10 protein-coding genes are annotated in these 14075 nt (G+C 59.9%); 3 read left to right on the top strand and 7 right to left on the bottom strand.

The window, feature by feature from the left end:
• Positions 1-136 precede the first annotated feature (136 nt).
• From K5R88_RS18490 to K5R88_RS18510, 5 genes are all read right to left on the bottom strand, one after another.
• Complete coding sequence (locus tag K5R88_RS18490; RefSeq protein ID WP_008035035.1) at positions 137-3154, bottom strand: sarcosine oxidase subunit alpha; 3018 nt, start codon at positions 3152-3154, stop codon at positions 137-139.
• A complete protein-coding gene (locus tag K5R88_RS18495; RefSeq protein ID WP_008035036.1) occupies positions 3151-3480 on the bottom strand; it encodes a sarcosine oxidase subunit delta in 330 nt (109 codons plus the stop codon). The genes K5R88_RS18490 and K5R88_RS18495 overlap by 4 nt, the downstream gene beginning before the upstream one ends.
• Positions 3481-3494: 14 nt before the next feature.
• The gene (locus K5R88_RS18500; protein WP_007947735.1) at positions 3495-4745 is read right to left on the bottom strand and encodes a sarcosine oxidase subunit beta; all 1251 of its coding nucleotides are present in this window, start codon (positions 4743-4745) and stop codon (positions 3495-3497) included.
• A gap of 23 nt (positions 4746-4768) precedes the next feature.
• Positions 4769-6022, bottom strand: a complete 1254-nt coding sequence (gene glyA, locus K5R88_RS18505; RefSeq protein ID WP_008035038.1) for a serine hydroxymethyltransferase — start codon at positions 6020-6022, stop codon at positions 4769-4771.
• 288 nt (positions 6023-6310) lie between these two features.
• Positions 6311-7021 (bottom strand): TraX family protein, encoded by a 711-nt coding sequence (locus K5R88_RS18510; protein WP_226300270.1) that lies wholly within the window; start codon positions 7019-7021, stop codon positions 6311-6313.
• A 133-nt stretch (positions 7022-7154) separates the two neighbouring features.
• Here K5R88_RS18510 and K5R88_RS18515 point away from each other — a divergent pair, with 133 nt between their 5' ends.
• Positions 7155-8195 (top strand): threonine aldolase family protein, encoded by a 1041-nt coding sequence (locus K5R88_RS18515; RefSeq protein WP_008035042.1) that lies wholly within the window; start codon positions 7155-7157, stop codon positions 8193-8195.
• Positions 8196-8455: 260 nt separating this feature from the next.
• Positions 8456-9280: an SDR family oxidoreductase gene (locus K5R88_RS18520; RefSeq protein WP_226298170.1), complete on the top strand. Its 825-nt coding sequence runs from the start codon at positions 8456-8458 to the stop codon at positions 9278-9280.
• 124 nt (positions 9281-9404) lie between these two features.
• On the opposite strand, the gene gbcB is transcribed toward K5R88_RS18520, so the two are convergent.
• The gene (gbcB, locus tag K5R88_RS18525; protein WP_192227594.1) at positions 9405-10505 is read right to left on the bottom strand and encodes a glycine-betaine demethylase subunit GbcB; all 1101 of its coding nucleotides are present in this window, start codon (positions 10503-10505) and stop codon (positions 9405-9407) included.
• A gap of 281 nt (positions 10506-10786) precedes the next feature.
• On the opposite strand from gbcB, the gene gbcA reads away from it, so the two are divergent.
• Positions 10787-12082 (top strand): glycine-betaine demethylase subunit GbcA, encoded by a 1296-nt coding sequence (gbcA, locus tag K5R88_RS18530; RefSeq protein ID WP_008044830.1) that lies wholly within the window; start codon positions 10787-10789, stop codon positions 12080-12082.
• A 771-nt stretch (positions 12083-12853) separates the two neighbouring features.
• On the opposite strand, the gene K5R88_RS18535 is transcribed toward gbcA, so the two are convergent.
• Positions 12854-14017 carry a retropepsin-like aspartic protease gene (locus K5R88_RS18535; RefSeq protein ID WP_226298171.1) on the bottom strand — a complete coding sequence of 388 codons (1164 nt, stop codon included), beginning with the start codon at positions 14015-14017 and terminating at the stop codon, positions 12854-12856.
• Positions 14018-14075 lie beyond the last annotated feature (58 nt).

The raw sequence follows: 14075 nt of genomic DNA on the forward strand, positions 1-14075 counted from the left end.
AAAGCACCTGTTCCTGAAGTTCTTGCATCTCACCTGTGGGAGCGAGGCTTGCCCGCGAAGGCATCGACTCGGTTTTACTGAGGCACCGCGTCATCGTTCTTCGCGGGCAAGCCTCGCTCCTACAGGGGCTGTGGTGTCAGATGTTCTGGCGATCGCCTTTCGGATCGAAGAACACCGAAGAAACGATTTCCGCCTCGATCACGCTGCCGTCGGCCAGCGGTGCGAATACGCGCTCGCCGATCCGTTTCAAGCCGCCCTTGACCACGCCCATGGCAAACGAATAGCCGAGGGAGTTGTGCAGGTAGCTGGAGGTGACGTGACCGACCATCGTCATCGGGATCGTCTGCTTGGTGTTGAACACCAGTTGCGCACCTTCCGGCAGCCATTTGGTCGGATCGATCGGCTTCAGGCCCACCAGTTGTTTACGTTGATCACGCACGCAGTCTTCGCGATTCATGCCACGCCAGCCGATCCACGAGAACGGTTTGGTGCGACCGACACACCAGCCCATGTTCAGGTCGTCCGGGGTCATCGAGCTGTCAGTGTCCTGACCGACGATGATGAAGCCCTTCTCCGCACGCAGGATGTGCATGGTTTCGGTGCCGTACGGCGTGAGGTTGTACTGCTTGCCGGCCTCGGCGATTTTTTCGAGCACGCCCATGGCGTAGTCGGCTTGCACGTTGACTTCGTACGACAGCTCACCGGTAAACGAGATCCGGAACACCCGCGCCGGTACACCGCCGACCAGACCTTCTTTCCAGGTCATGAACGGGAAGGCTTCGTTGCTCAGGTCGATGTCGGTGACTTCGCTGAGCAGCTTGCGGCTGTTCGGCCCGGACAGGGTCATGGTTGCCCAGTGATCCGTCACGGAAGTGAAGTACACCTTCAGCTCTGGCCATTCGGTCTGTGAGTAGATTTCCAGCCATTGCAGCACGCGTGCAGCGCCGCCGGTGGTGGTGGTCATCACGAAGTGGTTGTCGGCGAGGCAAGCGGTGACGCCGTCGTCGAAGACCATGCCGTCTTCTTTGCACATCAGGCCATAACGCGCCTTGCCCACGTCGAGCTTGGTCCAGGCGTTGGTGTAGACGCGGTTGAGGAACTCACGCGCATCCGGGCCTTGAATGTCGATCTTGCCGAGGGTCGACGCATCCAGCAGGCCGACGCTGTCGCGCACGGCTTTGCATTCGCGTTTCACGGCGGCGTGAATGTCTTCACCGTTTTTCGGGAAGTACCAAGGACGTTTCCACTGACCGACGTCTTCGAATTCAGCGCCATTCTTCACGTGCCAGTGATGCAGCGCAGTGAAGCGTACAGGTTCGAAGATGTGCCCACAGTGACGGCCGGCCACGGCGCCGAAAGTCACCGGCGTGTAGTTCGGACGGAACATGGTGGTGCCCATCTGCGGGATGGTCACGTTCAGCGAACGGGCGGCAATGGCCAGGCCGTTGACGTTGCCGAGCTTGCCCTGGTCAGTGCCGAAGCCCAGTGCGGTGTAGCGTTTGACGTGCTCGACCGACTCGAAGCCCTCGCGGGTCGCCAGTTCAATGGCGGCGGCGGTGACGTCGTTTTGCAGGTCGACGAATTGCTTCGGCGCACGTGCGGTGTTCTTTTCGTGCGGCACCTGGAACAGCGCCAACGTAGGCTCTTCCAGGCGGCTCAGGGCTTTCGGCAAGGAGCCTTCGACCACACTGAAACCGGCTTCGCTGGCTGCGCGAGCGCCGCCTTCAAAACCGTCGGCCAGCGAATCGCCGAGGCCGTAGACGCCGTTGATGCCACCGACGCACACGCGTTTCTGCGGTGCTTCGCCCGGTACAAAACCGAGGATGTCTTCACGCCAGATTGGCTTGCCACCCAAGTGCGAAGCCAGGTGAACCACCGGGCTGTAACCGCCGGAACTGGCAACCAGGTCGCATTCGAGCCACTCGCCAGGACTGGTCACGGCGTGGGCTTTGACGTCGATCGCTGCAACGCGAGCGGCGGTCACGTGCTTGCTGCCACGGGCCTCGATCACGGCGCTGCCGGTCAGGATGCGAATGCCTTTGGCGCGGGCTTCTTCAACCAGTGCACCACGCGGATTGCTGCGGGCGTCGGCGATGGCCACCACTTGCAGGCTGGCGTCGAGCCAATCCAGGGCAACGCGGTAGGCGTGATCGTTGTTGGTCGACAGCACCAGTTTTTTACCCGGTGCCACGCCGTAGCGACGGACGTAAGTCGACACAGCGCCGGCGAGCATGTTGCCCGGCACGTCGTTGTTGCCGTAGACCAGTGGACGCTCGTGAGCGCCGGTCGCCAGCACCACACGCTTGGCGCGAACCCGGTGGATGCGTTGACGCACCTGGCCAATCGGTGCGCGGTCGCCGAGGTGATCGGTCAGGCGCTCGTGAATGGTCAGGAAGTTATGGTCGTGGTAGCCGTTGACCGTGGCGCGCGGCAACAGCAGCACGTCCGGGGTGTTCTTCAGTTCGTCGAGGACGCTGGCGACCCATTCCACGGCAGGCTTGCCGTCGAGGCTTTCGCGGGAGTCGAGCAGGCTGCCGCCGAACTCTTCCTGCTCATCGGCCAGAATGACGCGAGCACCGCTGCGAGCGGCTGCCAAAGCAGCGGCCAGGCCAGCCGGGCCACCACCGACGATCAGCACGTCGCAGTGCTGGTTCATGTAGTCGTAGGTGTCCGGATCGTTCTCGGTCGGCGAGCGGCCAAGACCGGCAGCCTTACGAATGTACTTCTCGTAAGTCATCCAGAACGATTGCGGGTACATGAAGGTTTTGTAGTAGAAGCCCGGTGGCATCAGCTTGCCGCCGACCTTGCCGAGAATCCCCATCATGTCGTTGTTCACGCTCGGCCAGCCGTTGGTGCTGGTGGCGACCAGGCCCTGGTACAGCGCTTGTTGCGTGGCGCGTACGTTCGGGATTTGCGTGGCTTCGGTCGCGCCGATCTGCAGCACGGCGTTCGGCTCTTCGGCACCGGCGGCGAAGATGCCGCGCGGACGGGAATACTTGAAGCTGCGACCGATGATGTCGACGCCGTTGGCCAGCAGTGCAGCGGCCAGGGAATCGCCTTCAAAGCCTTTGTAGGTCTGGCCGTTGAAGGTGAAGCTCAGCACTTTGTTGCGGTCGATCCGTCCGCCGTTGGACAGGCGATTGATCTGGCTCATACCTTCTCTCCCAGAGCCGTCGTAGCCGCTTTCGAGCTATCGGTCTTGTCGGTGAATTGTGGCTTGGTGCCGATCTTGTAAGTCTCGAGAATCTCGTAGGTCACGGTGTCGCGGGTGACGTTGAAGTACTGACGGCAACCGGCAACGTGATCCCACAGTTCGTGGTGCAGGCCGCGAGGGTTATCGCGGAAGAACATGTAGTCGCCCCACTCCTCGTCGGTGCAGGTGTTCGGATCCAGTGGACGCGGGATGTGCGCCTGGCCGGATGCGTGGAATTCCTCTTCAGAGCGCAGCTCGCCGCAGTGAGGACAGAAGATATGCAACATGGGGATTTCTCCTGTTAGTGGGCAACCGCAGCAGCGCCGTGTTCATCGATCAACGCACCGTTGTGGAAACGGTCGATGGAGAAAGGTGCGGCCAATGGGTGCATTTCACCCTTGGCCAGGCTCGCGGCAAACACGTTGCCCGAACCAGGTGTTGCCTTGAAGCCACCGGTGCCCCAACCGCAGTTGAAGAACATGTTCGGGACCGGGGTTTTCGAGATGATCGGGCAGGCATCCGGCGTGGTGTCGACGATGCCGCCCCACTGCCGGTTCATGCGTACGCGGGACAAGACCGGGAACATCTCGACGATGGCCTGGATGGTGTGCTCGATCACCGGGTACGAACCACGCTGGCCGTAGCCGTTGTAGCCGTCGATACCGGCGCCGATCACCAGGTCGCCCTTGTCGGACTGGCTGATGTAACCGTGTACGGCGTTGGACATGATCACGCTGTCGATAATCGGCTTGATCGGCTCGGACACCAACGCTTGCAGCGGGTGGGATTCGATCGGCAGACGGAAACCGGCGAGTTTGGCCATGTGCCCGGAGTTGCCGGCCGTGACCACGCCGACGCGCTTGGCGCCGATGAAGCCCTTGTTGGTTTCAACGCCGATGCACACACCGTTTTCCTTGCGGAAACCGATCACTTCGGTCTGCTGGATCAGGTCCACGCCGAGTGCGTCAGCGGCACGGGCAAAGCCCCATGCCACGGCATCGTGACGGGCGACGCCGCCGCGACGCTGGACGGTAGCGCCCATCACCGGGTAGCGAGTGTTCTTGGAGCAGTCGAGGTACGGAATCTCGTCCGCTACTTGCTTGGCATCGAGCAGCTCGCCGTCCACGCCGTTGAGGCGGTTGGCACTGACCCGACGCTCGGAATCACGAATGTCCTGCAGGGTGTGGCACAGATTGTAGACGCCGCGCTGGGAGAACATCACGTTGTAGTTCAGGTCCTGGGACAGGCCTTCCCACAGTTTCATCGCGTGTTCGTACAGGTGCGCCGACTCGTCCCACAGGTAGTTCGAGCGAACGATGGTGGTGTTGCGCGCGGTGTTACCGCCGCCCAGCCAGCCTTTTTCGACCACGGCCACGTTGGTGATGCCGTGTTCCTTGGCCAGGTAGTAAGCCGTGGCGAGACCATGTCCGCCACCGCCGACGATGACCACGTCATAGACCTTTTTAGGGGTCGGCGTGCGCCACATTTTCTGCCAGTTTTCATGATGGCTGAGGGAGTGTTTGAAGAGGCCGAAGCCCGAGTAGCGTTGCATAGTCATTTACTCCAAAACCGCGCTCAGCGATAAACCGGGAAGTCCGCGCACAGGGCCGACACTTGCTGCGCGACGTTCGCTTCGACATCGGCGTCGCCGAGGTTGTCGAGGATGTCGCAGATCCAGCCGGCCAGCGTGACGCACTGGGTCACCTTGAAGCCGCGTGTGGTCACCGCAGGGGTGCCGATGCGCAGGCCGGAAGTGACGAACGGCGACTGTGGATCGTTCGGGACAGCGTTCTTGTTCACAGTGATGTGGGCGCGACCGAGTGCTGCATCCGCCTCTTTGCCGGTGAGGCCCTGACGAATCAGGCTGACCAGGAACAGGTGGTTATCGGTGCCGCCGGACACTACATCGTAGCCGCGTTTGATAAATACGCCGGCCATGGCCTGGGCGTTATCGATCACTTGTTGCTGGTAAGCCTTGAAACCTGGCTCCAGCGCTTCCTTGAAGCACACCGCTTTACCAGCGATGACGTGCATCAGCGGGCCGCCCTGGGCACCCGGGAATACGGCTGCGTTGAGCTTCTTCTCGATTTCTTCGTTGGCCTTGGCCAGGATCAGGCCGCCACGCGGACCGCGCAGGGTCTTGTGGGTGGTGGTGGTCACCACGTCGGCATACGGCAGCGGGTTCGGGTACAGGCCGGCAGCAACCAGACCGGCAACGTGGGCCATGTCGACGAACAGCAGCGCACCGACCTTGTCGGCGATCTGACGGAAGCGTGGGAAGTCGAGGGTCTTGGAGTAAGCCGAGAAACCGGCAACGATCATTTTCGGCTTGCACTCGACGGCCAGGCGCTCGACTTCGTCGTAGTCGATCAGACCGGTCTTGGTGTCGATGCCGTACTGCACGGCGTTGTACAGCTTGCCCGAAGACGAAACCTTGGCGCCGTGGGTCAGGTGACCGCCGTGGGCCAGGCTCATGCCCAGAATGGTGTCGCCGGCTTGCAGCAGGGCCAGGTAAACGGCGCTGTTGGCCGAAGAACCGGAGTGCGGCTGCACGTTGGCGTAATCGGCGCCGAACAGTTGCTTGGCGCGTTCGATAGCCAGTGCTTCAACCTTGTCGACGTGCTCGCAGCCACCGTAGTAGCGCTTGCCCGGATAGCCTTCGGCGTATTTGTTGGTCAGGCCGCTGCCCTGCGCTTCCATGACGCGTTTGCTGGTGTAGTTTTCGGACGCGATCAGCTCGATGTGATCTTCCTGGCGTTGCTCCTCGGCATTCATCGCCGCCAGCAGTGCATCGTCGTAACCCTTGATCTGGTCTTGCTTGCTGAACATCGCGTCTCTCCCAGCGGCATCTGTGCGCCATTCGTCTCGGTAAGGCACGGCGTTTCGGCAGTGCCCTTTGATAGCGATGGTATGACCGGCGCAGACAGGTCAAATGCCTACGGACGCCACGCAAAGGTGCGTTTACGACATAGACCGAAATGGCTGAACGAACACGATCCTTGAACCAGTAGATATCCCTGTGGGAGTGAGACCGGCTTGCCGGCGATAGCGGTGGGTCAGGCAACATCGATGCTGGCTGTGACGGCCTCATCGCGAGCAGGCTCGCTCCCACAGGGGTTATGCGGCGATCTGGCGGACGAGTAATAGCATCAGGAAATGCAGCGGATAAAGGGCATATGCCCAGCGCCGCATGGGTGGAGGACTAATGCGTCGCGCATGTCGCAACAAGAACAACCCGAGCCCTGGCGCGATCAGACAAGTGGCAATGCCAGGGAGCGCCGCACTGTTACCCAACCGGGCGGAGTAATACAGCACCTCCCACTGATTGGCGGCCAGACAGATCAACCCCGGCAACAGGCTGAAATACCGGGGCCGCTTGAGCACCAGCAACATCGCCAGCGGCAACAACACACCAAAAACGCCGAACATCAGGTATTCCGTGAACACCGCTGCCAGCAATAAGGCAGCAACCGCAAGCAGGCGCGATGGCAGCGTCTTTTGCTGCCAGCCACGCGCGACCAACAGCCCAAGCGCCAGCGTAGGCAGCACGTTCAAGGTGTCGGGATCAGGAATGAACATCCTGTAAGGGATTTCGCTGATAGCACTAAACAGAATCAACCAGCCCAGATACCGCCATTGATGTGTGACTTGTCGTGAACGCGACAGGTTCGCCGCCATTGCCAGACAGAACCACGGAAACGCCAGTCGTCCGGGCACATACAGCAGATCGAGGGAATAACCGACATATCGCAGGTGATCGAGCACCATGCTCAACAGCGCCAGCCACTTGAGCAGATCCAGTGCCCCATCCCGTTGAGTCATGTGCATAATCGCCCGTCGTCTTTGTATTTTTCTGTCAGACGCATCCTGTGTGCTCGCCGGATGATCTTCGGTAAAGTGCGCACCATCATTGACCACGAGACGCTTCACCATAAGCGTCCCGACCACGGAAAGCAGGGCCATGACCGATAAGAGCCAACAATTCGCCAGCGACAACTATTCCGGTATCTGCCCTGAAGCCTGGGCGGCGATGGAACAGGCCAACCACGGCCACCAGCGCGCCTACGGCGACGATGAATGGACCGCTCGCGCGTCCGATGATTTCCGCAAACTGTTCGAAACCGACTGCGAAGTGTTCTTCGCCTTCAACGGCACCGCCGCCAACTCCTTGGCCCTGTCGTCGCTGTGCCAGAGTTACCACAGCGTGATCTGCTCGGAAACCGCCCACGTCGAAACCGACGAATGCGGCGCGCCGGAGTTCTTTTCCAACGGCTCCAAGCTGCTGGTCGCCCGCACCGAGAACGGCAAGCTGACCCCGGAATCGATCCGCGAAGTGGCCCTCAAGCGCCAGGACATTCACTACCCGAAACCGCGCGTCGTGACCCTGACCCAGGCCACCGAAGTCGGCAGCGTCTACACCCCGGAAGAAATCCGCGCCATCAGCGCCACCTGCAAAGAACTCGGCCTGAACCTGCACATGGACGGCGCACGCTTCTCCAACGCCTGCGCATTCCTCGGCTGCACACCGGCCGACCTGACCTGGAAGGCCGGCGTTGACGTGCTGTGCTTCGGCGGCACGAAAAACGGCATGGCAGTGGGTGAAGCGATTCTGTTCTTCAACCACAAACTGGCCGAAGACTTCGACTACCGCTGCAAGCAGGCCGGGCAACTGGCCTCGAAAATGCGTTTCCTCTCGGCACCGTGGGTCGGGATCCTGGAAAACGATGCCTGGCTCAAATACGCCCGCCACGCCAATCATTGCGCGCAACTGCTGGCGGAACTGGTCAGCGATATCCAGGGCGTGGAGCTGATGTTCCCGGTGCAGGCCAACGGCGTGTTCCTGCAACTCTCGGAACCGGCCATCGCCGCACTGACCGCCAAGGGCTGGCGCTTCTACACCTTCATCGGCAACGGCGGCGCCCGCTTCATGTGCTCCTGGGACACCGAGGAAGAACGCGTACGTGAATTGGCAGCGGATATTCGCGAAGTGATGTCCCGCTAACAACACAAACCCTGTAGGAGCCAGCTTGCTGGCGATTGCCGCGACGCGGTGCACCTGACACACCGCCATCGCCGGCAAGCCGGCTCCTACAAATCCCCGCCCCGCCTGCCATCCCGCGTACGACACAAACCCTGTAGGAGCCGGCTTGCTGGCGATCGCCGCAACGCGGTGCACCTGACACACCACCCTCGCCAGCAAGATGCACCACGCATGTTGGTCTACATTGAAGCGCTCAGATAACAATAATCAGGAGCGCACGCATGTCCCTTCAAGGCAAAACCCTGTTCATCACCGGCGCCAGCCGCGGGATTGGTCGTGAGATCGCGCTGCGGGCCGCGCGCGATGGGGCCAACATCGTGATTGCAGCCAAAAGTGCCGAGCCGCACGCCAAATTGCCGGGCACGATTTTCAGTGTCGCAAAGGAAGTCGAAGCCGCCGGCGGCAAGGCGCTGGCGCTGCAGGTGGATGTGCGTGATGAAGTCGCGGTGCGTGAGGCACTGGCCCGGGCCAACGAGCATTTCGGCGGCATCGATGCGCTGGTCAACAACGCCGGCGCGATCAAGCTGACCGGGGTTCAGCACATCGAGCTCAAGCGCTTTGACCTGATGCACCAGATCAACACCCGCGCCGTATTGCTGTGCAGCCAGGCAGCCCTGCCTTACCTGAAGAAAAGCAGCGGGCATATCCTCAACCTGTCACCGCCACTGAACCTGGCAACCAAGTGGTTCGCCCAATACAGCCCGTACACCGTGACCAAATACGGCATGAGCATGCTCACGTTGGGCATGAGCGAGGAATTCAAGAATTACGGGATCAGTGTCAACTCGCTGTGGCCGCAGACGATGATCGCCACCGCCGCCATCGAATTTCAGCTAGGTTCGCGTGAATCCTTCAAACATGCGCGCACGCCGGAAATCATGGCGGATGCCGCCCACGTTATCCTGGACAGCAACGGTCGCAGCATCACCGGTCGGCTGCTGATTGATGAGGAAATTCTGCGGGAGCACGGCGCGACCGAATTCGATCATTACCGCTTTGAGCCCGGCACCAACGACAAGTTGATGCCAGACCTATTCGTCGACTGAAAAACACCGCACCTGTGGGAGCGAGACCGGCTTGCCGGCGATAGCGGCAGACCAGCCAACATTGATGTTGAATGTACCGCAGCCATCGCGAGCAGGCTCGCTCCCACAGGTTGCGCGGCGTGTATCAATACTCGATGCGAACGTCGCCCTTCGGCACGCTGCAGCACGACAGGATGAACCCTTCGGCTTCGTCTTCCTCGGTGATCCCGCCGTTGTGGTCCATCTCCACTTCGCCGCCAAGCTTGAGCACCTTGCAGGTGCCGCAAATGCCCATGCCGCATGCTTTCGGAATCATCAGGCCGACCTTGGCGGCCGCCGCATGCACGGTCTCGCCCGGTGCCACGCGGATGCTCTTGCCCGAGGCGGTGAATTCCACCTCATGCAAATCAGCCGCATCGATTTCCGGCGCGTCAGCGGCCTGCTCGGCATTCTCCACGGCATCGGCGATCGCCTCTGGCGGCGTGGCGCCGAACGATTCCTCGTGGTAGTGCTTCATATTGAAGCCGGCGTTTTCCAGCAGGCGCTTGACCGCGTTCATGTAAGGCGTCGGGCCGCAGCAGAACACTTCGCGCTCAAGGAAGTCCGGGACCATCAGTTCCAGCATCTTGTGGTTCAGATAACCGCGATAACCGGCCCATGGCTCACCAAAACCATGTTTTTCACAGATCAGGTGCAGGCTGAAATTTTCGATCCGCGCTGCCATGTGTTCCAGCTCGCGGTGATAAATGATGTCTTTCGGCGAGCGGGCGCTGTGGATAAACGCCATGTCGACATTGCCGTTGGTATCGAAGAACCAGCGGGCCATGGACATGCACGGCGTGATGCCCACGCCGCCACTGAGGTACAGCACTTTCGGGTTCGGGAAGTCGATCGCGTTAAACAGCCCGACCGGGCCGTGCACCGCCAGTTCGTAGCCTTCATGCAGGGTGTCGTGCAGCCAGTTCGAAACCTTGCCGCCCGGCACGCGCTTGATCGTTACCGAAAAGCTGTACGGCACCGAGGGCGAACTGGAAATGGTGTACGAACGCATGATCTGCTGGCCATCGATTTCCAGCTCCAGGGTGACGAATTGCCCCGGCTTGAAGAAGAACATGATCGGCTGGTCGGCCATAAAGCAGAAGGTGCGCACATCCCAGGTTTCCTGGATGACTTTGACGCAACGGACGATGTGTCGGCCATTGGCCCAGGTCTGGGTGGTTACCGGATTCAGGAAGCTGTTGGACATGCTGTTCTCCACCGCCGATGGTCGGCCTTATGTTGACGATTCTGCGTATAGCGCAGACCACCCATTTACCTATCTGCGACATTCACATACTTATCGCGACCAGCCCCCAACTGCCGGGGGTTACGCGTCGGGAACAGATTGGGCCATGTCGCCCATGGATAAGGTTCCGGGCAACGCCGGCCCCACACTCGCCCCATACCAAGACATAACCTTTACACCTTGCGTAGCAACCCTGATCAGCCACTTTCGCGGCCACGCAGATGGCCTTGAGGATATACACGATGGACGTCACCGCAAAAATCAGCCTGGGCGATCCGCTGGAACCCGCACGCAAGGCCACCGCGCAGATGCTGCAAGAGCGCGAGCGCACCTTCTCGCTGCCGCAGCCGTTTTACTCTGACGAGCGGCTGTTTGATATCGACATGCAGGAGATCTTCCAGAAAGAGTGGTTGATCGCCGGCATGACCTGCGAAATCCCGACCAAGGGCAACTACCTGACCCTGCAAGTCGGCAAGAACCCGATCATCGTGATTCGCGGCGCCGAAGGCGTGGTACACGCCTTCCACAACGTCTGCCGTCACCGCGGTTCGCGGCTGTGCACCAGTGAAAAAGGCAAAGTCGCCAAGCTGGTCTGCCACTACCACCAGTGGACCTACGAGCTGGACGGCCGCCTGCTGTTCGCCGGCACCGAGATGGGCGCCGATTTCGACATGAAGCAGTACGGCCTCAAACCGGTGAACGTGAAGACCGCCGGCGGCTATATCTTCATCAGCCTGTCGGAGAATCCGCCGGCCATTGATGACTTCCTGTCGACGCTGAACCATTACATGGAACCGTACGACATGGAAAACACCAAGGTGGCGGTGCAAACCACCTTGATGGAAAAGGCCAACTGGAAACTGGTGCTGGAAAACAACCGCGAGTGCTACCACTGCAACGCGTCGCACCCGGAACTGCTGAAAACCCTGCTGGAATGGGACGACGTCACCGACCCGCGCGCCGACCAGGCGTTCAAGGACCACGTCGCCGCTTCCGCCGCTGCCTGGGAAGCCGAGAAGATTCCTTACGCCCACGCCAGCTTCGGCCTGCGTAACCGCATCGTGCGCATGCCGCTGCTCAAGGGCACCGTGTCGATGACCATGGACGGCAAACAGGGTTGCGCCAAACTCATGGGCCGCATCAAGAACCCGGACCTGGGCTCGATGCGCATCCTGCACCTGCCGCACTCGTGGAACCACTGCATGGGCGACCACATCATCGTCTTCACCGTGTGGCCGATCAGCGCGCAGGAAACCATGGTCACCACCAAGTGGATCGTGCACAAGGATGCCGTCGAAGGCGTCGACTACGACGTGGAGCGCATGCGCCAGGTCTGGGATGCCACCAACGACCAGGACCGTCGCCTGGCTGAAGAAAACCAGCGCGGCATCAACTCCTCGGCTTACCAGCCAGGGCCTTACTCCAAGACCTATGAGTTTGGTGTGGTGAACTTTGTGGACTGGTACAGCGAGCGTCTGCTGAACAACCTCGGCGCTGAGCCTGCGCCTTACCTCAAAGGGGTTCCGGTTCAGGGTTAAAGATCAAAAGCATCGCGAGCAGGCTCGCTCCCACAGGGGATCTTTGGCGCACCGAAGATCAAATGTAGGAGCAAGCTTGCTCGCGATGGCGCAATCCCTCGCAACACATCCCCTTCTGACTCTCCGCGACATTAGAACTGTACGAAATATGATCTATTCCGTTCAGCGCTATGCCCTACGTGGCTTTCAGCCTTCCGCAAACAAGTTATCCACACCTCCACCCACAGCTAATGGGGACAAGTGTGCGACACCCCCTAACTTTCTCCACAGAAACCGAAGAAAATCCGTGACTTATCCAGAAGCAGGGTTTTGAACAGCGATTGGTTGTTTTTTGACCTGACACCTGAAAGCCACGCAGTACGTGGCCTGTAGCGGATGGCGAACACCTTATCCACAGAAGCGCCAACAGACTTTGGGGGCAACTTCGCCGCCTCTGTGGAAAACCGCCGAAAGCCGCGATAAATCAGGGTTTGCGCGAGGTTCGCCGCTCCAAACCGGCAAATTGATCATTTTTTAATCATGCAGCGTACAGGCCCGGTTTATATGGCCTGTAGCGGACAGCGAACATCTTATCCACAGAAGCGCCAACAGAGATTGGGGGCAAGTATTGGCGAACGAACAGACTTATCCTCTGGAAAAAGCCCGAAAAAACCGCAACTTAGGCTGGTTGTTTTTTGTACGAAGGCTTGCAGGGCTTGATTTGTATGGCGTGTAGCGATGGGCGAACACGTTATCCACAGAAGCGCTAACAGGGATTGTGGGTAACCGTGATCAAACCCTGTTGAAACAGGACAAGCCCGAAGCAATATCCAGATTCAACTCGTAATCATTGAATGCACGCCATCCGAGCAAAATCGACGGCACGTACTGCCCAAGCAGCATCGACGGCGGGATCGTAAAGTCCGGGTAGTACTTGTAGGCGATCAGACGGGTACGCCCGGACAAGCTCAACTCGCCCTTGAAGATCTGGTGGTGCGGCTTATCAATGACATGAACAGGTGAAGTGCCGGGCGAGGCGGATGTCAGGTAATCCACATTGCCGGTGTCGATAATCGCCACGGTCGCACGCCGATCCAGCCGCGCAGCAAGGGTCAATCGTTGATTGATGTCGATACGCACGAAGGTGACCGGCGAATCACATCGTGTGGGCGCCGCAGCGTTGATCTCCAGCGTCTTTTTCGTAATGGTCAATCGTCCCAGCTTACCGATCAGGTCGAGCCCCAATAAGTTATCCCGGTCACTGACAAACACCAGGACGTTCCTGAACTCGCTGGCACCGATCTTCAGGGACTCAAGGATTCCGAGTTTGGCCGCCAGGTCCCGCTCGCCGTAGAAAGTGCTGTAGCCGTAATCAGAGTCGGTCAGCAGCTTGATGCCCATCTGCTTCGCGGTTTCGCTGTTGACCCGGGTTTGCGGGGCGCCCGTATCCAGAATGAACCGCGCCGAAACACCGTTGGCGGCTTTGACATCGAGGTACGGCAGCACCTCATTCGTCTCGTGGCCATCGCCTGGGGAAGGATGAATCGGCAGCACTTCGCGTCGCGGTGATCTTGTCAGCGAGAAATCGGCGACCTGACGCAAGGTCGCGATCGATTCACCGCCGAACATGGAGAACAACTGTTGGAGTTCAGGGTCATTGGCGATGGCTTGAGCATGGCGCCGCTTGATTGCCAGGTAGTAGTCGGGCAGCTGGTTGGCAGCCTTGGTCTCGAACATTCTGGCGAGAACGGTGACTGAACAATTGAGGTTTTTATCAGGCGCCAACACCTGATCGCAGTGTTGCTTCATTTGCGCCAGGGAGGCGTGCCGCCCCTGCGCAGAGTCGATCCATTGATAGAAATCCGGATCGCCCTGGCGGGTTTCAGCGGCCGCAACCATCACAACCAGCATCACGCCACAGATCAGACATGTCTCACGCCGACTGACCGTGCTCATCGGCAACCCATTCCTGAAAACGAGTTTTATGAATCAGCGCTGCTGCCGCCTCGGGCCG

Source organism: Pseudomonas sp. MM213 (assembly GCF_020423045.1).
GTDB classification, from domain to species: domain Bacteria; phylum Pseudomonadota; class Gammaproteobacteria; order Pseudomonadales; family Pseudomonadaceae; genus Aquipseudomonas; species Aquipseudomonas migulae.

Bases quoted from the DNA above. Each gene is read 5' to 3' on its own strand.
- K5R88_RS18490 (WP_008035035.1), bottom strand. From the start codon at position 3,154: ATGAGCCAGATCAATCGCCTGTCCAACGGCGGACGGATCGACCGCAAC.
- K5R88_RS18495 (WP_008035036.1), bottom strand. From the start codon at position 3,480: ATGTTGCATATCTTCTGTCCTCACTGCGGCGAGCTGCGCTCTGAAGAG.
- K5R88_RS18500 (WP_007947735.1), bottom strand. From the start codon at position 4,745: ATGCAACGCTACTCGGGCTTCGGCCTCTTCAAACACTCCCTCAGCCAT.
- glyA (WP_008035038.1), bottom strand. From the start codon at position 6,022: ATGTTCAGCAAGCAAGACCAGATCAAGGGTTACGACGATGCACTGCTG.
- K5R88_RS18510 (WP_226300270.1), bottom strand. From the start codon at position 7,021: ATGCACATGACTCAACGGGATGGGGCACTGGATCTGCTCAAGTGGCTG.
- K5R88_RS18515 (WP_008035042.1), top strand. From the start codon at position 7,155: ATGACCGATAAGAGCCAACAATTCGCCAGCGACAACTATTCCGGTATC.
- K5R88_RS18520 (WP_226298170.1), top strand. From the start codon at position 8,456: ATGTCCCTTCAAGGCAAAACCCTGTTCATCACCGGCGCCAGCCGCGGG.
- gbcB (WP_192227594.1), bottom strand. From the start codon at position 10,505: ATGTCCAACAGCTTCCTGAATCCGGTAACCACCCAGACCTGGGCCAAT.
- gbcA (WP_008044830.1), top strand. From the start codon at position 10,787: ATGGACGTCACCGCAAAAATCAGCCTGGGCGATCCGCTGGAACCCGCA.
- K5R88_RS18535 (WP_226298171.1), bottom strand. From the start codon at position 14,017: ATGAGCACGGTCAGTCGGCGTGAGACATGTCTGATCTGTGGCGTGATG.